This window comes from Microbulbifer okhotskensis, from assembly GCF_023895975.1.
GTDB lineage: Bacteria > Pseudomonadota > Gammaproteobacteria > Pseudomonadales > Cellvibrionaceae > Microbulbifer > Microbulbifer okhotskensis.
The window spans coordinates 42,351-65,313 of record NZ_JALBWM010000008.1 but is presented as its reverse complement, the minus strand read 5'-3'; the positions used below and the strand labels follow the sequence as shown (position 1 = coordinate 65,313).

General features: G+C 53.4%; 20 protein-coding genes. 13 read left to right on the top strand and 7 right to left on the bottom strand.

Annotation, left to right across the window (positions count from 1 at the left end; translation table 11 throughout):
- Nucleotides 1-35: 35 nt before the first annotated feature.
- The 5 genes from MO867_RS03505 to gcvH all read left to right on the top strand — a co-directional run bounded on the left by MO867_RS03505 (nt 36) and on the right by gcvH (nt 5,325).
- Nucleotides 36-1,274, top strand: coding sequence for a UbiH/UbiF/VisC/COQ6 family ubiquinone biosynthesis hydroxylase (locus MO867_RS03505; RefSeq protein ID WP_252464654.1), 1,239 nt, complete (start codon nt 36-38; stop codon nt 1,272-1,274).
- A 153-nt stretch (nt 1,275-1,427) separates the two neighbouring features.
- Entirely contained in the window at nt 1,428-2,393 is a 966-nt protein-coding gene (locus tag MO867_RS03500) for a rhomboid family intramembrane serine protease (protein WP_252464653.1), read from the top strand.
- A gap of 5 nt (nt 2,394-2,398) precedes the next feature.
- Entirely contained in the window at nt 2,399-3,514 is a 1,116-nt protein-coding gene (locus MO867_RS03495; RefSeq protein ID WP_252464651.1) for a CNNM domain-containing protein, read from the top strand.
- Nucleotides 3,515-3,784: 270 nt separating this feature from the next.
- Nucleotides 3,785-4,873 (top strand): glycine cleavage system aminomethyltransferase GcvT, encoded by a 1,089-nt coding sequence (gcvT, locus tag MO867_RS03490; RefSeq protein WP_252464649.1) that lies wholly within the window; start codon nt 3,785-3,787, stop codon nt 4,871-4,873.
- Nucleotides 4,874-4,938: 65 nt separating this feature from the next.
- The gene (gene gcvH, locus MO867_RS03485) at nt 4,939-5,325 is read left to right on the top strand and encodes a glycine cleavage system protein GcvH (RefSeq protein WP_252464647.1); all 387 of its coding nucleotides are present in this window, start codon (nt 4,939-4,941) and stop codon (nt 5,323-5,325) included.
- A gap of 51 nt (nt 5,326-5,376) precedes the next feature.
- On the opposite strand, the gene ptsP is transcribed toward gcvH, so the two are convergent.
- Nucleotides 5,377-7,653 carry a phosphoenolpyruvate--protein phosphotransferase gene (ptsP, locus tag MO867_RS03480; RefSeq protein WP_252464645.1) on the bottom strand — a complete coding sequence of 759 codons (2,277 nt, stop codon included), beginning with the start codon at nt 7,651-7,653 and terminating at the stop codon, nt 5,377-5,379.
- Nucleotides 7,654-7,757: 104 nt separating this feature from the next.
- Nucleotides 7,758-8,264: an RNA pyrophosphohydrolase gene (locus tag MO867_RS03475; protein WP_252464692.1), complete on the bottom strand. Its 507-nt coding sequence runs from the start codon at nt 8,262-8,264 to the stop codon at nt 7,758-7,760.
- A 337-nt stretch (nt 8,265-8,601) separates the two neighbouring features.
- On the opposite strand from MO867_RS03475, the gene MO867_RS03470 reads away from it, so the two are divergent.
- Together MO867_RS03470 and MO867_RS03465 are read left to right on the top strand one after the other, a co-directional pair.
- Complete coding sequence (locus tag MO867_RS03470; protein ID WP_252464644.1) at nt 8,602-9,267, top strand: histidinol-phosphatase; 666 nt, start codon at nt 8,602-8,604, stop codon at nt 9,265-9,267.
- A gap of 46 nt (nt 9,268-9,313) precedes the next feature.
- Entirely contained in the window at nt 9,314-10,495 is a 1,182-nt protein-coding gene (locus tag MO867_RS03465) for an imelysin family protein (protein WP_252464642.1), read from the top strand.
- A 61-nt stretch (nt 10,496-10,556) separates the two neighbouring features.
- On the opposite strand, the gene mepK is transcribed toward MO867_RS03465, so the two are convergent.
- The 5 genes from mepK to MO867_RS03440 all read right to left on the bottom strand — a co-directional run bounded on the left by mepK (nt 10,557) and on the right by MO867_RS03440 (nt 17,613).
- Nucleotides 10,557-11,090: a peptidoglycan L,D-endopeptidase MepK gene (mepK, locus tag MO867_RS03460; protein WP_252464640.1), complete on the bottom strand. Its 534-nt coding sequence runs from the start codon at nt 11,088-11,090 to the stop codon at nt 10,557-10,559.
- Between the two features lie 697 nt (nt 11,091-11,787).
- Complete coding sequence (locus MO867_RS03455; protein ID WP_252464639.1) at nt 11,788-12,960, bottom strand: L,D-transpeptidase family protein; 1,173 nt, start codon at nt 12,958-12,960, stop codon at nt 11,788-11,790.
- 48 nt (nt 12,961-13,008) lie between these two features.
- Nucleotides 13,009-14,235, bottom strand: coding sequence for a L,D-transpeptidase family protein (locus tag MO867_RS03450; protein WP_252464637.1), 1,227 nt, complete (start codon nt 14,233-14,235; stop codon nt 13,009-13,011).
- Between the two features lie 190 nt (nt 14,236-14,425).
- Nucleotides 14,426-16,366: a L,D-transpeptidase family protein gene (locus MO867_RS03445; protein WP_252464636.1), complete on the bottom strand. Its 1,941-nt coding sequence runs from the start codon at nt 16,364-16,366 to the stop codon at nt 14,426-14,428.
- Between the two features lie 431 nt (nt 16,367-16,797).
- Nucleotides 16,798-17,613 (bottom strand): NRDE family protein, encoded by an 816-nt coding sequence (locus MO867_RS03440; RefSeq protein ID WP_252464634.1) that lies wholly within the window; start codon nt 17,611-17,613, stop codon nt 16,798-16,800.
- Nucleotides 17,614-17,708: 95 nt separating this feature from the next.
- On the opposite strand from MO867_RS03440, the gene lgt reads away from it, so the two are divergent.
- The 6 genes from lgt to MO867_RS03410 all read left to right on the top strand — a co-directional run bounded on the left by lgt (nt 17,709) and on the right by MO867_RS03410 (nt 22,900).
- On the top strand, nt 17,709-18,563 hold the full coding sequence (gene lgt / locus MO867_RS03435) for a prolipoprotein diacylglyceryl transferase (protein ID WP_252464632.1): 855 nt from the start codon (nt 17,709-17,711) through the stop codon (nt 18,561-18,563).
- 6 nt (nt 18,564-18,569) lie between these two features.
- The gene (locus MO867_RS03430; protein WP_252464631.1) at nt 18,570-19,403 is read left to right on the top strand and encodes a thymidylate synthase; all 834 of its coding nucleotides are present in this window, start codon (nt 18,570-18,572) and stop codon (nt 19,401-19,403) included.
- 9 nt (nt 19,404-19,412) lie between these two features.
- Entirely contained in the window at nt 19,413-19,922 is a 510-nt protein-coding gene (locus tag MO867_RS03425) for a dihydrofolate reductase (protein ID WP_252464629.1), read from the top strand.
- A 286-nt stretch (nt 19,923-20,208) separates the two neighbouring features.
- Nucleotides 20,209-20,991 carry a DUF3450 domain-containing protein gene (locus MO867_RS03420; protein WP_252464627.1) on the top strand — a complete coding sequence of 261 codons (783 nt, stop codon included), beginning with the start codon at nt 20,209-20,211 and terminating at the stop codon, nt 20,989-20,991.
- Complete coding sequence (locus MO867_RS03415) at nt 20,988-22,358, top strand: MotA/TolQ/ExbB proton channel family protein (RefSeq protein WP_252464625.1); 1,371 nt, start codon at nt 20,988-20,990, stop codon at nt 22,356-22,358. The genes MO867_RS03420 and MO867_RS03415 overlap by 4 nt, the downstream gene beginning before the upstream one ends.
- Nucleotides 22,359-22,372: 14 nt before the next feature.
- Nucleotides 22,373-22,900 (top strand): MotA/TolQ/ExbB proton channel family protein, encoded by a 528-nt coding sequence (locus MO867_RS03410; RefSeq protein ID WP_252464623.1) that lies wholly within the window; start codon nt 22,373-22,375, stop codon nt 22,898-22,900.
- The last annotated feature ends 63 nt before the right edge of the window (nt 22,901-22,963 follow it).

Genomic DNA, 22,963 nt, shown 5'->3' with positions numbered 1-22,963 from the left:
CGATGTCCGGTGGCACTTCAGCGGAATAGGCTTTTATGAACAGACATCGTTTGGATTTTGCCATTGTGGGTGCAGGCATGGTGGGCATGGCCCAGGCGGCATTGCTGGCGGTCCGTCATCCGGACATGCGCCTAGCCCTGTTGGAGGCCTCCAGCGAGGCCGTTCCCCCGCTGTCGGAAGAGTACGAGCCAAGGGTGGTTGCCCTGACTCAAGCCTCCCGTGAACTCCTTGAAGAAGTGGGGGCCTGGGATGCCATTACCGGCCGTCGCGCCTGCCCCTACGTGGAAATGCGCGTTTGGGATGCCGATGGAACGGGATCGGTGCGTTTTAACAGTCGCGATGTCCAGTTGCCCAACCTCGGTCATATTGTCGAAAACAATGTAATTGTCGCCGCACTAAGAGCACGTCTTGAGACGCTGCCAAATGTAGAGGTGGTCAATGGCTTTCGCCTGGAAAGTTGGTGGCGCGACTGCGGGCTCTGGCACCTCCAGCCGCGCGGTGAAGAGCGTTTGAGTGATGCAGACGGGCTGCGGCAGCAGCCCGAGATAGTGCGCACCCGCTTGCTGATTGGTGCCGATGGCGCTCGCTCAAAAGTCCGGGATTTACTGCGTATCCGTTCCCAGGACACCGATTACCACCAGACCGCACTGGTGTGTGTCGCACGCAGTGAAAAATCCCACCGACACACGGCTTGGCAGCGTTTCTTACAGACCGGGCCGTTGGCGTTTTTGCCGCTGGCCGGGCTCGGTGATGAAAACCACTGCGCGGTGGTATGGTCTGCCGATGAAGGATTGGCGCGAGAGCTGTTAATGCTGGATGACCAGGCGTTTGCTCTGAACTTGGAAAAGGCTTTTGAGAGCCGCTTGGGCAATGTGGAAGCGGTCAGTGAGCGTTTTTCATTTCCTTTGCGCGCACGTCATGCGGAACGCTATCGTGGCCCCGGTGCCGTTTTGGTGGGGGACGCTGCCCACAGCATCCATCCCCTGGCGGGCCAGGGCGTTAACCTGGGTTTTCAAGATGTCCGGGTTTTGGCTGATGAAATTGATCGCGCCATGTCGAGAGGGCTGGAGCCTTCACACGCTTCAGTTCTGGCGCGCTACGAACGTCGCCGGCGCGGCGATAATGCCGCTACCCTGAAAGCCATGAGCGCGTTTAAATCCCTGTTCGGTGCCGGTGATGTACACTGGCGCTGGTTGCGCAACACCGGCCTCAGCATGGTGGATGCGAGCCCCATGTTAAAGAAACGGATTATTATGCGGGCTATGGCGGTTTAGAAATTTTCACCTCTCCACAAGAGCTGACGGGAGAAATGTTTGGATAAAGGAGTCTCAGTATTCAGCGGGCTTTTTCAACCACAATTATTTCTCCCCGATCAATTTTCTGTGAGGGTTTTGAGTTTTTCCATTGGCTAAAAAGGTTAATGTCAATTGAGTGATTGGATTACAGTTTACTCATTTCCTATCTCAAGGGATCTCAGTGCACTTTTCCGCTTTATACAACGGTATCAATTGCCGTTGAGAATTGCTGAGGAAAAAAATCGCCAATTACTGTTAACGTCCGATGCTCAAATAGTGGAAGTATTGCAACCTCTACTAAACAGTTGGGAGTCGGGACAGATTGATTTGGATCGTGTTCAGTTGCAAAAAGCTGAGCCGGCTGCACCCCAGTCCCCAGGCCTTTCCGCAACCCACAACGAGGTAGAGTGGCAACGAGAGAGGGAAGTGGAAACGGGGCAGGAGCGGCCCGGAATATTACCCGCCTTTCCGCTGGATAAAACGCCGGTGAGCTTACTCCTTATCGCTCTGTGTTTTTTTGGATGGTTTTTACAGACGAATAGCCTTTCTTCTGGGCTTTTGATCTACCCAGATGCAGATACTAGCCTACTATCTGCTCAGTCTTCACTGGCCTGGCATTTGCAAAGTGGTGAACTCTGGCGTTTATGGACGCCAGCGATAGTACATTTCTCGTTTCTGCACGCCTTGTTTAATGCGCTGGGCATCTGGATTCTGGGGCGTCCACTGGAGGCTCGGGGTGGTCCCATTATTTTTGTTGTTTTGGTTCTGCTTGGTGGGATTGCTTCAAATTTGTTTCAATACACTTGGGAGCCCGGAGCCGTATTTGGTGGGATGTCAGGTGTTGTATATGCCCTGGTAGGATTCGTACTGGTGGTGCAGCGCTGGCAGCCGGCTTGGAGGGATATTCCCTCGGGTATCATTACTGTGGCTCTGGTGTGGTTAATATTATGTGCCCTTGGGGTACTCACCTATTTCACTGGTGTTCGCGTGGCCAATGCGGCTCATCTCGGTGGCTTTATTACAGGGCTTATGATTGCATTGGTTTACTGTGTCATGGGTGGTGCGCGAAAATTTAATTCCTATCCCGCTTCAATCTGAGTTATATGATTTTACTGATTACCTATATTTGTATTGCTCTCGGCTTTTCCTTTCTGTGCTCAATAGCCGAGTCGGTCATTCTCAGTGTAACAACGCCCTACGTGCGATTGTTGGAGCGGGAGGGGCATAAGGCCGGGCCTTTACTACGTAAACTCAAATCGGATATCAATGCGCCTCTGGCCGCTATTCTTACCCTCAATACCATTGCACATACGGCGGGCGCAGCCGGTGCCGGTGCACAGGCTGCGGCAGTATTTGGCAATCAGTACCTGGGGATCGCATCGGCTATTTTGACCCTGTTGATTTTGGTCTTCTCTGAGATTATTCCGAAAACCCTCGGGGCCGTTTACTGGCGCCAGTTGGCTCCTCATACGGCCTATGTGTTGCGCGGTTTGGTTTGGCTGTTACACCCGTTTGTAAAAATGTCGGAATGGTTGACCCGGGGCCTGTCCCACGGCCCAACCCTGACCGGCTTCAGTCGCGATGAATTTGCCATCATGGCGGAGATTGGGGAAGCGGAAGGACAACTGGAGCAGCGGGAGTCCAGTATTCTGCGCAACTTGTTCTTTACCTTGCGGGACCACTCTGTGCGGGAGGTAATGACCCCGCGCACGGTGGTTTTTTCGCTGTCCCAAGATGTGACCGTGGGAGAGGCGTATGAAGATGCAGAGAAAGGGCGTTTTTCCCGTATTCCGGTCTATGAAAACCGCGACCCGGATTGTGTGGTTGGGTTTGTTCTGCGGCAGGAATTGTTACTGGCGTACGCCAAGGGCGAGCACCAGCGGAAATTGGCGGATTTCCGCCGCGACATGTTGATACTCCCGGAAACTGCAACTATCTACCAGGCCTTTCAAAAGATGCTGTCACGCCGTGTGCAAATCAGTGCGGTGATGGATGAGTACGGCGGTTTGGAAGGATTGGTGACACTGGAGGACCTGCTTGAGACGTTGCTCGGTGAAGAAATTGTCGATGAAGCCGACAAAACTCCCGACCGACAGGAACTGGCTAAGCGTTTGTGGCGTTGGCGTTCCAAGAAATATGGTCTCAAGGTGGATGAGGCGGCCCAGGGGGAGAAAGACACTGAAGAGGCGAGTCATGGACGCGATCGTAGTAGTGAGTGATTCGGAGTGTCGGCCGCTTAAAAAACAAGCATATTAGTCTTTCCCTATTGTAGGGAGAGCCATGCTGCGGATATTTATAAAACCCCAATGAGCGCTGGATAGGGCGCCGGCGGAATCTTTGACGGTGTCTGTAAACCTGGACAGGTTTTACTACCGATGCCTGCTAGGCTTGCAGGGCATATGTATTGCCGTGCCTGCCCCGCTGGAAAGGCCGGTACCCAAGCCGCTAGAATACGCCGCTTCGGAACCTGACGGACTGAGATTTTAAAGATGGGAAATAGAACTCCTCTGTATGACACGCATGTCGCTATGGGCGGCAAAATGGTGGATTTCGGTGGATGGGACATGCCGCTGCACTACGGTTCGCAGCTGGACGAGCACAATAAAGTGCGCACCGATGCGGGGATGTTCGATGTCTCCCACATGACCGTAGTCGATGTAGATGGGGCTGAAGCCCGCGACTACCTGCGTTATCTGTTCGCCAATGATGTTGCCAAACTCGATGGAAGTCCGGGTAAAGCCCTTTATACGGGCATGCTCAATGAGAATGGCGGTGTTATCGACGACCTCATCGTATACTTGCGCGACCCGGGTTACCGGGTGGTTGTTAACTGTGCGACCAGGGAGAAAGACCTGGCCTGGATGCGCAAACAGGCAGAAGCCTTTGCGGTTACCCTGACCGAGTGCCCGGATGTGGCAATGATCGCTATTCAGGGCCCCAATGCCATCGACAAAACTAAGCAGGTTTTAGGGATTGAGTGGACGGCAGCGATTGATGCACTGAAGGTTTTCCAGAGTGTGGCCCGCGGCGGCTGGTTTGTGGCGCGCACTGGTTATACCGGTGAGGATGGCCTGGAAATTATGCTGCCAGGAGAGGATGCCAGCGGTTTTTGGCGCGCCCTGGGCGAAGCTGGTGTGGCCCCCTGTGGCTTGGGCGCCCGCGACACCCTGCGCCTGGAAGCTGGCATGAACCTCTATGGGCACGAGATGGATGATGAGACCTCTCCTCTGGTGGCCAATATGGCTTGGACTATCGCCTGGGCACCGGAGAGCCGTGACTTTATCGGCCGCGCTGTTCTTGAGCAGGAAAAAGCCGACGGCGTGAAGCGCAAGCTGGTGGGTTTGGTGCTGGAAGAGCGCAGCGTATTGCGCGCAGGCCAGCAGGTGGTAGTAGACGATAGTGACGACCGCGGTATCATTACCAGCGGCACCTTTTCACCAACTCTGGGTTACTCCATTGCTCTGGCAAGGGTACCTGTGACGGTCGGTTATACGGCTCAAGTGGAAATCCGTAAGAAGCTGCAGCCGGTCAAGGTGGTTAAGCCCTGTTTTGTGCGCAACGGCAAATCGATTATATAAGCGTCGCCCACAGGTGTACGCGTCAGTAAGATAAAAATTTAGATGCTTAATCAAGGGATAACAGCATGAGCGAAATCCGCAATGAATTGAAATACCTCTCCAGCCACGAGTGGGCACGCCTGGAAGAGGACGGTACTGTGACTATTGGCATCAGCGACCATGCTCAGGATGCTCTGGGTGACGTGGTTTACGTTGAAACGCCAGAAGTGGGCAACACTCTGGCCGCTGGAGATGAGGCCGGTGTGGTTGAATCCGTTAAAGCCGCCAGCGATATCTATTCCCCGGTTTCCGGTGAAGTGGTCGCTGTGAACGAAGCTTTGGAAGATGCTCCAGAAACCGTTAATTCCTCCCCTTACGATGACGGTTGGTTCTTCCGTATCAAGCCTTCCGATGTAAAAGAGTTGAAAAACATGCTGGATGCGGATACATACCGCTCCGAGTCTGAAGATTAATTTCAGTACTCGCTAGAAAAGAAAAGCCGCTGCCTTTTGCTGCGGCTTTTTTTATCCAGTTTTCTTTTCCTGTTCCGGCAGGCGGAGAATTTTCTTCAGACCGATCTTTTTTAAATAGCTGTGGACTGCTTTTTCGATATCCTCAGCACAGTGCATATGAATAACCTGCTGCAATAACAGGTGAGCATCCTCTTGGCGTATCGCTCGCAGCGTCGCCTTAATCCGTGGCAAGTTAGTGGCATTCATCGACAGCATATCGTAGCCCATTGCTACCAGTAATATCGCGCCACCGGGTTCACCGGCCAGTTCGCCACAAATACCCACTTCGATGCCGACAGAATGAGCGGTTGTAACAATTTCCTGTAAAGCGCGCAGCACTGCGGGGTGGAGTGCGTGGTAAATATTGGCGACCCGGCTGTTATTACGGTCCACCGCCAAAAGGTATTGGGTGAGATCATTGCTGCCAACGGAAATAAAGTCTGCACGTTCGGCGAGTTCACGCACTTGGTAAACTGCTGACGGCACCTCGACCATAACCCCCAGTGGGGGCATAACAATTTCGTAGCCCTCCTCAAGTAATTCCCGGTAGGCTCTTTCGACCAATTTGCGTGACGCTTCGAGCTCGTTTAGGCCACTGATCATGGGCAGCATGATACGCAGATTGTTCAGCCCCTGGCTGGCTTTCATCATGGCGCGTACTTGCGCCAGGAAAATTTCAGGATGGTCGAGAGTGACGCGGATACCGCGCCAGCCGAGGAAGGGGTTAGTCTCCTCAATGGGGAAATAGGCCAGGGCTTTGTCACCGCCGATATCGAGGGTACGCATGGTGACTGGCAAAGGCGCAAAAGCTTCCAGTTGTTCGCGGTAAATTTCCCGCTGCTCTTCCTCCGATGGGAAGCGATCCCGCAATAGGAATGGGACCTCGGTGCGGAAGAGGCCGACGCCCTCAGCACCGCGTTCCAATGAGCGAACTACATCGGCCATCAAGCCTGTATTTACCAAGAGGCGAACCCGGTGGCCGTCGGACGTCACCGCCGGTAGCTTGGCCAAGTGATCCAGGTTGCGGGCCAGCTGTTGTTCTTCCGCGACAATCTCGTCATAGCGGCGCTTCAGCTCGGCACCGGGGTGAATATGCAGATCACCCCGGTAACCATCCACCACCATATCGACACCATCGATGGTTTCGTAGGGCAGGTCCTGAACGCCCATGACCGCGGGTAGACCCATCGCCCGGGCAATAATGGCAACGTGACTGTTGGAGGAACCTTTTACTGAAACGGCGCCAATCAGTTTTTCCCGCGGCACTTCGGCAAGTACGGCAGCTGTCAGTTCCTCCCCGATAAGAATCGTGTTGTCGGGATACTCCCTATCAGTTTGCTGCTGCTGTCGCAGATGCACGAGGACACGGGCACCGAGGTCCCGTACATCGGCAGCTCTATCGCGAAAGTAGGAGTCCGACATGGCTTCAAAGCGCCGGACATGCTCCAGCATTACTTCAGCCCAGGCGCGTGGCGCACTCAATTGCTGCTTGATTCGATTGCAGACCTCTACGGCGAGAGAGCTGTCGTCAAGCATGCTGATATAGGCATCGAACAGGGCGCGCTCTTCGGGGCTCAGGTCGCACTTGAGGCGCTCGCCAACTTCGCGAATTTCCTTTTGGGCTGCGACCAGGGCCTGCTGAAACAGGGTGAGTTCTACGTCGATATCCCGGCACTCGGAGTAGGGCACTGCGGATAGATTCGCCTGGGGCGTGACGATATGCGTGCGACCTATAGCGACGCCGGGGGATGCAGCGATACCGGAGAAGTGTGTTTCGCGCCGCTGCTTGCCGATAGTGGCGAGTAGGCCTGTCGCTTCGGCGTGGGCAATGGCTCCGGCGAGCTGGGCGGAGAGTGTGACCAGAAAGGCCTCTTCCCCCTCGTCGAAGCGGCGTTGTTGCTCCTGCTGGACGACCAGTACGCCTAATACGGCGCGGTGGTGAATGATGGGAGTGCCAAGAAATGCACTGAAGCGTTCTTCCCCGGTAGATGGGAAGTATTGGAAGGCCGGGTGGGCCTCGGCCCTCTCCAGGTTAATCGGTTCTTCTCTTGTGACCACATTGCCGACAAGCCCCTCACCAGGCGCCAGGTGAACCTGGCCCACGGCCTTGGGGTTCAGGCCGTCAGTTGCCATCAGGACGTAATTGCCGAGTTGCTTGTCGCGAAGATACACAGAACAGACGCGGGTATGCATGATTTCCCGCACGCGGCGCACGATGATTTCCAGTACCGCAGAGAGGTCCCTGGCGGCGTTAACTTCCTGAACAATGCTGCGCAGAGATCCGAGCAATGGCCTATCCTCGCCAATCAACGGAGAAATTCATTGGCCCCGCAAAGATGCTTCAATGCTGACTGGGGCCGTTCTTGTAGAGCTGGTGAGCGGCAGTGCTGCGATCAGTCGCCCTGCTCACGAAGCCAGCGTCTCTCCAGCTGTATTTGTTGTGGTGCCAGCTCGGTCAGCGCGCGCCGGTATACTTCTCGCTTGAAGGTCACTACTTTACTCAAAGGGTGCCAATAACTTACCCAGCGCCAGTGGTCGAATTCGGGTTTGTAACCATTGTCAAAGCTGATGGAGGCTTCAGTGGCCTCAAGTTTCAGCAGGTACCATTTCTGCTTTTGGCCAATACACAGAGGTTCAGAGCGACGCCGAATCAGCCTTTGTGGCAGGCGATAGCGCAGCCAGCCACGGGTACAGGCGATCATACTGACTTGATCACGAGTGAGGCCTACTTCTTCGTACAGTTCCCTATATAGCGCCTGTTCAGGGGTTTCGCCCGGATTAATACCACCCTGGGGAAACTGCCAGGCGTCCTTGCCACCTACCCGCCGCGCCCACAGTGCCTGACCGTGGGCGTTGAGCACGATAATACCAACATTGGGGCGAAACCCCTCGGCATCGATATTACTGCTGCCCTCGCCACCGCTGCCCCGGTTCTTGTTACCACTTGGGGCGCTATCGTTGCGATTTGAATGCTTGGCGGACTTACGGCGGTTTTTTCGCCCGGCTTGTGCCGGCTTGCCGTCGCCCAAAATACCATCCTCAATACTGTTGTGTGCAGCCGTGCACCGCACTTACTTGCTCCACATTGTTCCACAGCGGGGGGTTTACAGCAATTCAGTGACACAGTCCGTGTGCTGTCGTGCGGTGCAAGGTAAAATTGCCAACCGCTTGATGGCGTTTGAGCCATCTTGGCGGTCAAATGCCCTTGGGGGGCCTATAGTTACGGGAGTGTCAACTATGCACTTGGCAATTTTTGACCTGGATAACACGCTGATTGGTGGCGATAGTGATCATGCTTGGGGCGAATTTCTGGTGGAGCGTGAGCATGTCGATGGGGCTCGTTATCGCTCCACCAATGATCGGTTTTACCAGGATTATCAGCGTGGTGAGCTGGATATTTTTGCCTATTTGGAGTTCGCCCTAGAACCCCTGGCACAGCTTTCCCGTGGGCAGCTGGATAACTTGCAGAGTGAGTTTATGCAGGAGGTGATTACTGAGTTGTGGTTACCACGCGCCCAAAAATTGATTGGCGAGCACCGTCGCAAAGGACACCACATCATGATCATTACTGCGACTAATCGTTTTGTGGTAGAGCCAATTGCTTCCCGCCTGGGGGTGGACACGTTGCTGGCTACGGAGCCGGAGGAGCAGCAGGGCCGCTTTACCGGCCGAGTGGTGGGAGAACCTTGCTACCAAGGGGGCAAAGTGGTGCGCTTGCGACAATGGTTAGCTCAGAACCCCGAATATGTGAGTTGTGAAAAATGGTTTTACAGTGACTCGATTAACGATCTGCCGTTGCTTGACGAAGTGGAGCATCCGGTTGCTGTGGACCCTGACGACCTCCTGCGCGCCGAAGCTGAAGCGCGTGGGTGGCCGGTGATTAGTTTGCGTGAAGACAATTAATGGGAGCTTTGTCGGTGTTTGTGAGTGATACAAAATGGGGAATTGAGTGAACGGACCTAGCATCCAATACCGGGCCCTGGTTATTCTCTTCGGTGCTTTGACGGGGCTTTACGGCTGTGAGCAAAAAGCGCAAGAAACAGTGGAAGTCCAGCAGCAGAGTGTTGCCCCGCAGCCCATTAACGAAAAGGCTGCGAGCGACTTGTCTGTGGCAATTTGGCAAGCTGGTGAGGCTCAGGTAATTCATGCTCACGCTGCCGTTGAATCTCTTCAGCGCGCGATTGACGTGCTACTGGCTGAGCCGGATGAAAACAAGCTGGAAGAGGCCCGGCTCGCTTGGCTTGATGCCCACAGGGAATTTGCAGCTTCTTTGCCCTATATCCAGATGGCATTTTTTGCCGGGGAATTGCGCAGCCAGGGGCGCAAGTTACTGCTCTCAGTCGATAGCTGGCCGGCTCAGGCGGGCTATTTGGATACGGTGCCGGGTTATTCGGATAGCGGTATTGTTAACGATACCGCGATTGACCTGTCCCTGGCGAACCTCCGCAAGCAGCATAGGCTGACGGCCCATGAGGAGGCCAGTACTGGCTTCCACGCGCTGGAAGTCATGCTTTGGGGGCCTACCAATGAGCGCACCGCTGGGCAGTTTCACGCGGAGTCCGAAGGGGAAAAGCCCGAAGCGCTTGCAGTCAATCGGCGGCGGGAGCTAACCCGGCTAATTGTGAAAGGCGTCGAGGAGGATATGGCCAGATTGGCTCGACGTTGGCCTACAGCAGCCAATAGCCTCTCGCGGCCCTACCTTTCGTTGGGCCCCGCCGCCCGCTTGCAGCAGATTCGCGCCGCCCACACCCAAGTTATTGACGAACAGCTGTTGCGCAGACTACCGGAAAGTTCTGAAAGCGACGTGGAGAGCAGCCGTGCAGCAGATTCCAAGCAGTCGATACTGGCAATAATGGCAACCCTACAGTCAAATTGGATACCCACAGGCGGGGGCGGTTTGGCGGAGGTGTTACTGGACCGCCATCAGGTGGCAGCGCTGGAGCAGACCTTTATGGATTTTGAAGGGTTGCTGTTGCGTATGGAGGATCCCATTGAGTTGGCGCAGCTGACCCAGTTGGCCCGGGCACGCAAACTTCTTGAGCGTATGGCTGGTTTGATGGCCGGTACAACTCAAGTCCCTATTTCAGAAAAGGATTTGATGCCGGTAAACCTACCGACAGATAGCCAATGAACACTTAAAAAACCCGGCAATAGCTGGGTTTTTTAAGTGTGATTCTCGCTCGGTAAATTGTTTACCAGCGGCGTACTGGGCCAGTATCCACGTGTACGAAATTACTCTTCGGGTAGTAGCCGACGCCACCTGCCTTCAGGCCAAGCGCTGCTTGTCGCAGCTTTGACAGGGAAATACCGGGCATGCGGATATCCATGGCCATACCGCGGGTGTGGTAACTGCGTTTGGCAACACCGCGGCCGGCGGCGCGCAGCTTGGCATTGGTTTTAGGTGAACGGTAACCAGAGATAATCTCGATGGTACCCTTAAAATTGAATTTTTCCTTCAGCTTATAAATGATGTCAAAAAGCTTAGGGTCCATTCGGGTAACTTCATTGGCGCGGTGGTCACGGAGCAGTTTGTTAAACTGCTTTAGGCCCCCACTACTGTAATCTCCGCTAGTCCAGTAGGCGGTCTCCAGCTTCTCCCCGGTGTGCAGGTTGCGCATTTTCAGGGTGCGGGAGCTACCTACTTTTGCGAAAGTCGGTCCGGCGCTCACGGCCGCCGCAGTTGCGCAGGTCACAGCCAGGAATCGACGTCTGGATGGATTCTTCATAATTCCGCCTCGTCGTTAACTCTTTCTTCGGTGTGCCAAGTGATGGCGCATCCGGGTACGGCAGAAAATGTACAAAAAATAACCAGGCGTTACAAACCCAAGGCTGCTAATTAGGAAATAATTACATCGGTCGACGGGTAAAATTTTTCTCTTATGCTGACTATGAAAGCAGTTTTGCGGTAAATGATATGGAGAACCCCGCGAAATAGGAGACAGCGTTGTCATCCAGGAAAAATCACTAAAATATTATTTTTCTGTGACTTTCAGGTTTTATGTGACGTGCAAGTCAACTCCGGGTCTGGCTAGGTTAGTGCGCCCCTTTCTTTATTTATCACACCTGGATTTAGCCTAATTCTTCTTGTGTGTACATGTATATACATGCGTGTTTGGCTGTGGCCTAGTAACTTCAAGTCTCTGCGTGAGCTGGCCGTCATAATGACGCCTAGCGCAGAGCGGAAATTGGGCCTGTGGCAATAGCTATCGTGCGGCAAAGTATTCTCAGTGAGCCCATATTTACCCGTGCGGTTGGTCGGTGGTTGGTTAGGGGGGGCGGATATGGGGATACAGCGTTTCTGTAAATAAAAACCGACCTTGATATTGGTAAGGCCTGTTAACCGATTGTTAGAAAGATTTCTACGACCTTTTCCCATCGGATCTACAGCATATATTTGTAAGCCTTTAGCCGCTGCTTGATCGGCTAAGGGTTATTTTCGTTATCAAGAAGATAAATATCTTCGCGAAATTGGGGCTGCCCATATCGGTCTATCCAGGCCGTTATATAGATTAGGAAGAGGCGCGGTGCTGAGTTAACTCGAACGTTGAGTGCATCGTGACCGTTGGCTGCCTGAGCAATACGGGTTCTGTCCCAACCTTGGGTGTTGAGTAGAAAATAGGCCAGCTCCTCCGGCGCCTGTAGCCTTACACAGCCATGACTCAGCGCCCGGTGTTGTAGCCTGAATAGACTCTGAGCCTGGGTATCGTGTAGAAAAATTGCCTGCTTGTTGGGAATTACAAATTTTACTTTGCCCAAGGTGTTTTCGGGGCCGCTCATCTGCCGTAAAGTGGCGTGTCCACCAGCCGCTCGGGCAATACTTTCTTCTGTGATCGGCGAAGACTTACCGCTGCGATATTGGACTACTCGGTAACCACGCTTGTGCATGGCGGTGGGATTATGACGAGCTTTGGGCAAAAGTTCAGTGACTAGAATACTTCGCGGTACCGTCCAGGTTGGGTTAAATACAATATTGGTAATTCGGCTGTGCATGTTTGGAGTGCGTGTACTGCTTTTACCCACCACTGTTTTCATATTCAAGCGAACCAAGCCATCTTCCACCAACTGTAATCGATAGTCGGGAATATTAACTATTACGTAACGGCCTTTTTGGGGAAGATTTAGTTTTTCCCAGCGTGCGGCATTCAATTTCATTTGTTGGGCCCGCTCGATAGGAGACACGGCGAGGGCTGTGAGAGTTTCTTCGTCTGCAATTCCCGTTGCCCTCAACCCGTGACGTTGCTGAAAGCGCTCCAGTGCGATCTGTAGAGCACTGTCAAATCGGCGAGGATCTTTTTGCGGAGCGGAAAGCGGACCTGGCTGTCCGCGATAATCCTGATAAAGGGCCAAAAGGTTGCGCATTTGCAGAACGCGTTCGTTCCTGTCTCCCGGCTGCAGTGTTTTACCCTGAGCAATCGGCCTCCAGTTCCTGGCCAGTTTACGGTAGTGCTGCGCGGTATTCCGCAGTTTTTGACTGACATCCTCAGGTTCAATGGCCACGGTATGTTTCGCCGTGAATGGTTCATTCAGGGGCGTGGCCGAGGCGACGGCAAAGCTTAGCAATGCAGCAAAACTGAGCTGGAGTGGTCCATATGCCATGATGATTTCCCAGAAAAGGTTTTATTTTTCAACAGTGCATACCTCTCTTTAGCGCTGATCTCGATTGTATATATCCGGACGAAATTGGAGTTGTCCGTTTTCATCTACCCAGGCAGTCCAATATGCAATATAAACCGGCAGTGTTTTTTTCAGCGCGACGCCATGGGTGCGGCCACTTGCCAGTGTGCGATTAATTCGTGCATCGTTCCAACTGTTTTGTTGTGAAAGCATCATGCGGGCAAATTGCATAGGCTTTTCTAATCGAATACATCCGTGGCTAAATGCGCGTTGAGATTTTTTAAATAAATGTTTGCTGTTGGTATCGTGCAGGAAAATAGCTTGGCGGTTGGGGATAATAAATTTCACCCGGCCCAGCGCATTTCCCGGTCCGCCTTTTTGTTGCAGTGAAACCTGTCCGCGGCGGACAGCGGCAACATTGCCTCGAGTGAATGGGACGGACCTACCGCGGTGATTCATTAGGCGATAACCTTTTGCCCTGAGGGCTGAACTGCCCTTGGGCAGAAGCTCCCGCAGCGCAATATTGGGAGGTACTCTCCATACCGGATTAAATTCAAGGCGGGTCATTCGAGTCGCCAGTTGCGGTGTTTTATGTTTGGCCTTGCCCACAACAACACGCATACGAAATTGCTCTTTGTTACCTTCAATCAAGCGAAGATTGAATGCCGGAATATTGACGATGATATAGCGCGGCCCCAGGTCTTTGGGTAACTGCTTCCAGCGCTCAATATTTGCCGACAGTATTGCTGCAATTTTTCGTGGCGGTGTGTTGAGTCGACTACGGGTTCTTTCGTCAACCAGTGCATCCTGCTTTAAACCGTGACGTTTCTGAAATCGCTTTACTGCACTTTGCAGGTTTTTGTCGTAGGTCTGTGCTTCGGAGTTAACCGGGTCGAATTCCTCTGGGCGATAGTCGCCATACAGCATTAGTAAACTTCGCAAGTGTGAAACCCGAGGACCGCGACTGCCGGGGGCGATAGGTTGACCTGAACTGAGAGGCTTCCAGCTGTCACTGGCCGCCAGTGCTTGATAGCGGGAAAGTTCCTCATTCAGAAGAGAAAATTGTCGCCCCTGAGGTGAAAAAGGGTCGCTGTTGCCTATGCCATCGGTAGTCGGTGTATTTTTTGAGTCTGCGAAAACACTAGGAGATGGTAGGCCGAGCGAGAGTGCCAGGATAATAGCGGTAGCGCCCAGACTGAATGAAACGTGGTTTTGGTGTGTAAAAGAAGCGAAATGCGGTTGATCGACAGCACCCATAGGTCACCCCTGCAAGCCAGTAAGAAATCAGTGGGATTAATCACCGTGCTCACATTGGTAACTTGTGACTGCTTGGCTTTAAATAATTTTCAGTAATAGTTGTCTAGGCGGATGGATACTTAATGGAATAACGCGAGAAAATTTGGCGGGGATGATGGACCGGAGCGGCCGTTGACCGCTCCGGTTATGGTCAGAGTTGATTGTCGGAGAGCCCGTCTTTACCGTAGATATCCGGGCGAAAATTGAGGTTTCCCTGGCCATCTACCCAGGCTGTCCAATAGGTGATGTAGACCTTAACCAGCTGGTCCATATTGACCTCAGTAGTTTCCTCACCAATTGTCAGCCGGTCTATACGCCATTGGTCCCAGTCACCCTGCGGGCGAAGGAGGGCTTCTGCTAAATGTCGAGGTTTTTCAAGACGAATACAGCCGTGACTATAACCGCGAGTGGTGAGTGAGAAGAGTTTGCGCGCCCGTGTATCATGCAGGTACACATCGTGAATATTGGGAATTTCAAATTTGATACGGCCCAATATATTTTCTTCCCCTCCCATTTGACGCATTAGGTAGGAGCCTGCCCCTGCCGCTGACAAGTTCTGTGGCGTCAGAGGCAGGTGTTCACCGTTGCCGCTGATGACGCGATAGCCCATTTTTTCCATACCCGCGGGATTCTTGCGTGCTTTAGGCAGTATTTCGTTGACCAGGATACTGCGAGGAACTGTCCAGGTGGGGTTGAATACCACCCTGCTTACGCGAGTGGTAATTTCTGGAGTTGCGTGTTTTCTCTTACCAACAACCACATTCATCGCCAATTTAACCTGGTCGTTTTCCACATACTTGAGTCGGTATGCGGGAATGTTGACTTGGATAAAGCGGCTACCCAGCTGTGCCGGAAGCTCCTCGCGACGTTTGATATTCATTTCTACAATACGTGCGCGCGCAGCGGGGGAGAGATTGAGACGCTTACGGGTAGATCGGCCTACGATACCGTCAGGTCTCAAACCGTGGCGTTTCTGGAATCGAACCACTGCCTGGTGTAAGCCGCGATCAAAACGGTTGCGGTCGGAGCCTCCATAGCTGTAGTAAGCCTGGTAGTCGCCGTAGAGTGTGAGAAGGTTGCGCAGGTGACCTACGTGGGGGTGGCGTGCGCCCATCGTCATTGCAGGTCCTGGAGGGATCGGGCGCCAACGGCCGCTGGTTGAAATTTTGCGCAGTCGTTGCAGCTCACCGCGCAGAGCCCGGGCGTCATTGCCGTAAGGTGTATTCTCCTCAAAGTAGGGACCCTCACTGTTTTTGGCGGGCGCTGGTGCGGCGCTGTTGCGCCCCTGGTTGTAATAGATACGGCTACCGGTGCCGGAACCCCTAGTCGTATTATTGGTGTCCTGGTCAGGGCGGTATCTATTGCGACTGTTGCTGCGGGTTGAGTTGGAGTAACTACGCGAGTTATCCGCTTTGTACTCCCGCGAATAGTAGCGGCTTCGGATATTGCTATCGAGGTTAGTGGCGCGATCGTATCCACGAAAGTACTTGCGCCCACGGGGCTCCCTGGATTCCTGCTGCGGCGTCGGGACCAATGCCACCAAGCGGAAGCCTTGATCGTCGCGCAATGCGGGAGTAATACCACGGCGGGGGCGACTCTTGGGATTCAGCCTGTCGAGCTGAGTGTCCTGCGCGTAGGAAACAAAGGCGTCGGTGAGCAAGATGTCGAGAACCGCCGCCATTTGCAGGCGCTGGGGAGTATCTCGCAGGGTGCGATCGAAATAACCTAAGTGATAGCGGTAGTCCACCATGCTGCTCGGATTGCCGGAACTGGCAGCGGTGAGTTGCTTCAGGAGATCATTGGCGCTATCACTTAAACTGTAGTTATCAAACCAAAGTAGTCGGTAATCCGTACGTTGATAAATTCTGCGCACAGCAGCGGGGTTAAATATAGGGTCCTGAGCCGGCCAGGCGTCAGGGTTTTCCTCTAACCAATGCACCAGGTGAGGGCGTACTGCATTTTCTGGCAGAACGGGAACCGTCTTCTGATTTGCAGCAAAGGCATAGTAGAGAATAAAGACACAGAGGCTGCCCAGAGTCAGTACTGGCAGTATGGATTTGTGTCTGCGATGCTCGGGATTGAAATACGACATGGTACCTCAGCGATTCTGCGGGGGCCCGGTGTGGTATTGTGGAAAATGCCGGGCGCCAGATCGTTAATACCTTCCCAACCTGTGGCGAGCCCATCCAGATACTCTGCGATGTTACTGATGACTCGCACGTGTCATGCTTCCCGCGCGACTTCCTTCTTATTGAGACCTTAAACGGCGTTGCGCTTGCGCGTAAGTCAACCAATCTCGGTCTGTGAAAGTAAGTATGGCAATAAATGCAGAATTTGCTTGGCGTTTCATTCTTTCCATTGTAAAGAATTGAGAATGGTGAGTATCGCGCCATGCTTTTGGGGTGAATTTTCTGTCGACAGCGGGTTTTAAAAGAATATTTCCGATTAGAGCGGTGTGGCTTGCACGATAAGTTATGGCCAATTTCTCCGATAGATCCCCTAATGGTTAATCGGAAAGTGCAATTACCGGGTACTGAAATAGAGTATGGGCCCGCTCGCAATACCGTTTGTATAGGTTTGCTCCCATAGCTGGCATTCGCCTTTCCGATCAACGGTGATGACAGTACTGGCACGGGTGCCATAGCCCCCCTTGTGGACAAGAGGAGAGCTGGCTGAGTTATCATCGGTATCAATTTGTACGAAAATGGCGGATAGGGCACGTTCTAGGGCCAGGGGGATACCCGTACCGGGAAGCTGCTTATCGGGTGCCTGTGAGCGATCCCTAAGTAAAGCCATGGCGGGCTCGACAAAATTCTCCCGGGTGACCCATTGGTTGGCATTTGGCACTATTTCGGCGAGACCCGTTTTACCGTTTTCTACCTTCGGCCAGGGTTCATCCGGTGATCCGTTGGAAATGCCGTGAACCCCGGGTCGAAAAATAAACGGTGTGTGCCGATTACCAGCGCACAATAGGGCGTGTTCGCTGCGGACATCAAAAAGGAGCGCGTTAAAGCCTCGGTAGTGTTGAGGTTGCAAGTTCTGGATAAATGTTTCTGGATCATCCTTTCCGCTGAGGAATTGTTGCGGAATTTCCCCTCTTGATAGTGCTTCGCTGGGGTCCGGCATAGCGGGCTCGCGGATATTGGTGACGGCGGCGGCCCGCCCAGGGGATATTCCGGCCCAGGTGCCCAGAGCTTCCAGATCCCTGCCGGCGATCAACCGTTCTCCCGGCCAGGGTGCTGCGGCAGCGCTTGGGCGTCGGTAAAACTCGTCGCGATTGGCAATCAATAGCAGTGGGTAGTCGGGGTGGCAGCGGTAGGCGAACAGCAGCAGGCACATGACCATTTCTCCATAGTTTGGAGCAAACCTGCCCTTTCACAGGGAGGTGCTTTACGACCATAATACGCCCTTTATTGGCAATCTCGATTTCCTCCATGCTGACCTACCCCGAAATTGATCCCGTGGCCTTTGCAATAGGCCCTTTAAAAGTGCACTGGTATGGGCTGATGTACTTGGCTGGCTTTGTCGCCGCCTGGTGGTTGGCGTTGCGGCGCAGTACCAAACCCTGGTCCCCGGTGATCAAATCGGAAGTGGAGGACTTGATTCTTTACTGTGCGATGGGTGTGGTCATTGGCGGGCGCCTCGGCTACATGTTTTTTTACAATTTCCCCCAATTACTAGAAGACCCGGTGTCACTTATCCGGTTGTGGGAAGGAGGCATGAGCTTTCACGGCGGACTGATTGGGGTGATGCTGGCAACCGCACTCTATGCCCGTAAGATCGGTACTACCTTTCCCGCTCTGATTGATTTTGTTGCGCCGCTTGTGCCCATCGGTCTGGGATTGGGGCGCCTCGGAAACTTTATCGGACAGGAACTTTGGGGGCGCGAAACGGATGCTCCCTGGGGAATGGTATTTCCACGAGACCCGGATCTGCTGATACGGCACCCCTCTCAGTTATATCAGGCGTTGCTGGAGGGCTTGGTGCTTTTTGCGGTGCTCTGGTGGTTTTCCAGTAAGCCGCGGCCACGCCTTGCCGTAGGTGGCATGTTTGTGATGTTCTACGGTGTATTCCGGTTCCTGGTGGAGTTCGTCCGAGAGCCGGATGGGCATATAGGTTTTGACCTGTTTGGCTGGATGACCCGAGGACAGCTATTAAGTCTGCCAATGATTATCGCCGGTATGGCACTATTGGTGTGGAGTTATCGAACTCAGCCGTTGCCGCAAGGGCGGGGCAATCAAGGTAAAGGCAAAAAGGCAGGATCTTCCCGAGTTAAAGGCGGAGCATAGCAATAGATGAAGCAGTATCTCGATCTAATGCGCCATGTGCGCGATAACGGCACAGTGAAAGATGACCGTACCGGCACTGGTACCCTGAGCGTATTTGGCTATCAAATGCGCTTTGATTTGGCAGAAGGGTTTCCCCTTATTACGACGAAAAAGTGCCATTTGCGCTCGATCATTCACGAACTCCTATGGTTTTTACAGGGTGATACCAATATTCGTTACCTGCAGGATAACAGAGTGCGAATTTGGGATGAGTGGGCCACAGAAGAGGGTGACCTAGGCCCTGTCTATGGTCATCAATGGCGCTCCTGGCCCACTTCAGATGGCCGCCAGATTGATCAGATAGAGCAGTTGGTACACCAGCTAAAGACCCGTCCGGACTCCCGCCGCTTAATCGTCAGCGCCTGGAACCCGGCGGACCTGCCGGACGAAGGGGTTTCTCCGGCAGACAACGCCCGAGAGGGGCGTATGGCGCTCGCCCCCTGCCACGCTCTATTCCAGTTTTATGTGGCAGACGGCAAGCTGTCCTGCCAGTTGTATCAGCGCAGTGCCGATATCTTCCTTGGGGTACCCTTCAATATCGCCTCCTATAGCTTGCTGACGCTTATGCTGGCGCAGGTCTGTGGCCTGCAGCCCGGTGACTTTATTCACACCTTTGGTGACGCTCACCTCTACTCCAATCACTTGGAGCAGGTGGAATTGCAACTGCAGCGAGAACCTTTGCCCCTACCCAAAATACATATAAACGCTGAGGTAAAGGACCTTTTCTCATTCCGCTTGGAGGATTTTGAGTTGCAAGGTTATGAGGCTTACCCACATATTCCAGCACCGGTAGCGGTTTAAGGGGCGGCGATGAGTATTTCTATTGCGCTAATCGCGGCAGTGGCCCGCAATGGGGCTATTGGCAAGGACAACGAGCTGCCTTGGCGTATCTCGGGTGATTTGCAATTTTTTAAGCGCACCACCCTGGCAAAGCCTGTGGTGATGGGAAGGAAGACTTTCGAGTCGATAGGTCGCCCCTTACCTGGGCGGCTAAATATTGTGATTACCCGCAACCCAGGCTGGAGCGCGGGTGGTGTCGAGGTGGTTCAGTCTTTGGATGCGGCGCTGCGTCTGGCGCAAAAGCGTGCGGCGGATAGCGGGGCCAGTGAGATCATGGTCATTGGTGGGGCGCAAATTTACCGCCAGGCCCTACCTCTCGCAGCTCGGTTGTACGTGACCGAAGTCGATACCGAGGTTGAGGGGGATGCCTTCTTCCCCAATATCGATGACTCATGGGTCGAGTCGGTACGAGAGTGTTACCCTGCCTCGGACAGGAATGAGTACAACTACTCATTAGTCCAATACGACAGATTCAAATAAAAACAATTTGATTAAAAGTTGATCAATCTGTTAAATTCTCCGTCAGCTTACACAAGGAACGTCGCCGCGAATGTGTGCAAGTAACCCGAGGTTGTTACCCGACTGTTACCTTGCTACCCAAGCGGGTCGATGCTGACAATCGGCATTTGAATAATCAAATCGGCTGTTTACAATGTGCGGCTCTTAGCTGTCTTCTAACCAATGTTTTTAAAACAAAAGGACAGGTGTTGCGGCAGCTAACTCATCGCGACCATGTTGTGAAATATTGAACCCACTGGGGGGTCTAATGAAAACCAAGCGATTCATGGCTGTGGCGCTGACCACTGCGCTTTCTGCCGGCGCGCTCTACGGTAGCGTAGCCACTGCGGATACTCTCGATAACGTACTCGCCGTTGGCCAGCAGAAAACCACTGCGGCCCAGGCATCGCAAAAGCGCATCGACAAGATTGCCGACGAAACCAGCAGCCTGCTGCAGGACTTCAAGGTGGTTAATAAAGAAATCGATGGTCTGCGCGTATACAACCGTCAGCTGGATAAGCAGCTGGCCAACCAGCTCGAAGTAATCAATGAGCTGGACGAGTCCATTGCTAACGTCACCGTGATTGAGCGTCAGATCCAGCCGCTGATCCTGCGTATGCTGGACGGCTTGGAGCAGTTCATCGAGTTGGACGCACCGTTCAAGCTCGACGAGCGCAGAGCTAACCTCGAAGGTGTTAAGAACACCATGGACCGCTCCGATGTTAGCGTCGCGGAAAAATTCCGCCAGGTATTGGAACTGTACAACTTCGAATCTGAGTACGCGCGTAAGATTGACACTTATGGCGACTCCCTTGAAGTGAACGGTCAGGATCGAGAAGTAAACGTGCTGCAAATCGGCCGTATCGCTCTGCTGGCTCAAACTACCGATGCTGAAATCTCTCTGGCCTACGATAAAACTCAAAAAATGTGGGTTGAGATTGATGCTGGCGAATACCGCCGCGCCCTCATGAGTGGTCTGAAAATCGCCAAGAAACAGGCCACTATTGACATCATGACCATGCCGATTCCGGCTCCGGAGGCTGCGCAATGAAAACCTCTATCGCCAAGCGTATTTTAGTAGCAGCAGCGGCTGGTTTTATCAGCTTCTCCACTGTTGCACAGGAGAAGGCCTCTTCTCTGGACGACCTTCTGAAAATGGTTCAGCAATCCAAGGTTGCTGAGTCCAAAGAGCATAGACAGCGGGAAAATGATTTTCGTCGCCAGAAGTCGAACCAACAGTCCCTGCTGAAAAAGGCCGAAGACACTCGCACCGCTGAAGAAAAGCGTTCTGCACAACTGGAAAAAACCTACCAGGAGCAGGAAGTTGCCGTAGATCAGAAGCGTCAGCAACTGGACGAGCGCATGGGCTCCCTGAAAGAGCTGTTCGGCCATATGTCCTCTACTGCTGCAGACCTGCGTGCCAATATTGGTTCCTCCCTGGTTTCTGCCCAGTACCCCAATCGCGCTGAATTTCTCGATGGCCTGCTGGCCAAGATGAACAGTGCTACCCAATTGCCGACTATCCCGGAAATTGAGCGCCTGTGGTTTGAGATTCAGCGTGAAACTCTGGAATCTGGCAAAGTTGTCAAGTTCAACGCTACTGTGATCAAGCCGAATGGCGAGCAGGGTGAGCAGGAAGTGGTTCGTGTTGGTAACTTCAATCTGGTCTCCAACGGTAAATACCTGGAAATGAACAAAGCCTACAAAATGGCCGAGTTGATCCGCCAGCCGGATGGCAAATTCCAGGGCATGGCTGAGACTTTGCAGGCTTCCACCACCGGTTTCAGCGCCTTCGGTGTTGACCCCACTGGTCCTACCGGGGGTTCTTACCTGAAAGCCATGATCAATAGCCCGGACATCGTCGAGCGCTGGCATCAGGGTGGCATCGTTGGCTACATTATCTCTGCGGTTGGCGTGTTCGCCATGCTGCTGGCCATCTTCCGCCTGATCGTGTTGACCGGCGTTAGCGCCAAGGTAAGTGCTCAGCTGCGTTCCTCCACCCCGAACACCAACAACCCCCTGGGTCGTGTACTGGCGGTTGCGGAAGAGAACAAAGGTGTTGACGGCGAAACCCTCGAGCTGAAGATGGAAGAAGCCGTGTTGAAAGAGCGTCCGGCGGTAGAGTCCGGCCTCAATCTGCTGAAGATTATCGCTATGGTAGCGCCGTTGCTGGGTCTGCTGGGTACCGTTACCGGTATGATCATCACCTTCCAGGCGATCACTATCTTCGGTGCCGGTGATCCTAAAGCAATGGCGGGTGGTATTTCCTCTGCCCTGATCACCACCGTTCTGGGTCTGGTAGTGGCTATCCCCACAGTGCTGATGCACACCGTCGTAAACGGTCGCGCCAAGCGTGTCTTGCACATTCTGGAAGAGCAGAGTGCCGGTATCGTGGCAGAAAACGCCGAGCGTAAATAAGAGGAGGCGGCAACATGCACGCATTAAATGACGCATGGGCCGCCGTCAACGCCTTTATGGCGTCGGGCGGGCCAGTACTGTTCCTGATCGCCGGCCTGACCTTCTTTATGTGGACGCTGATTTTTGAACGTGTTTTCTACTTTAACAAAGCGTTAAAGAGTGACGTTCAAGGTGCGGTCGATCAATGGGAGGGGCGCGGTGAGCGCAAATCCTGGTCTTCACACCAGATTCGTTATGCAATGATTTCCCGGGTATCCGAGAAAATTCAGGACAATATGGACATGATCCAAGCTTGTGTAGCCCTGGCCCCTTTGTTTGGGTTGCTGGGCACGGTTTGGGGCATGATCAACGTGTTCGATGTCCTCGCGATTACAGGTGGCGGTGATGCCAAGCAGATGGCCAGTGGTGTATCCATGGCGACTATCCCGACAATGGCGGGTATGGTTGCCGCGCTGTCTGGTGTATTTGCCAACACCTACCTCGCCCGCAAGGCTGAGCGTGAAACCCAGCTTTTGGAAGATCATCTGACGATGGATCACTGAGCACACATAAGCGAGTAGGTCAGCCTATTCGTTATGAAGGTTTAGCCAAGCCAGATACTTTTG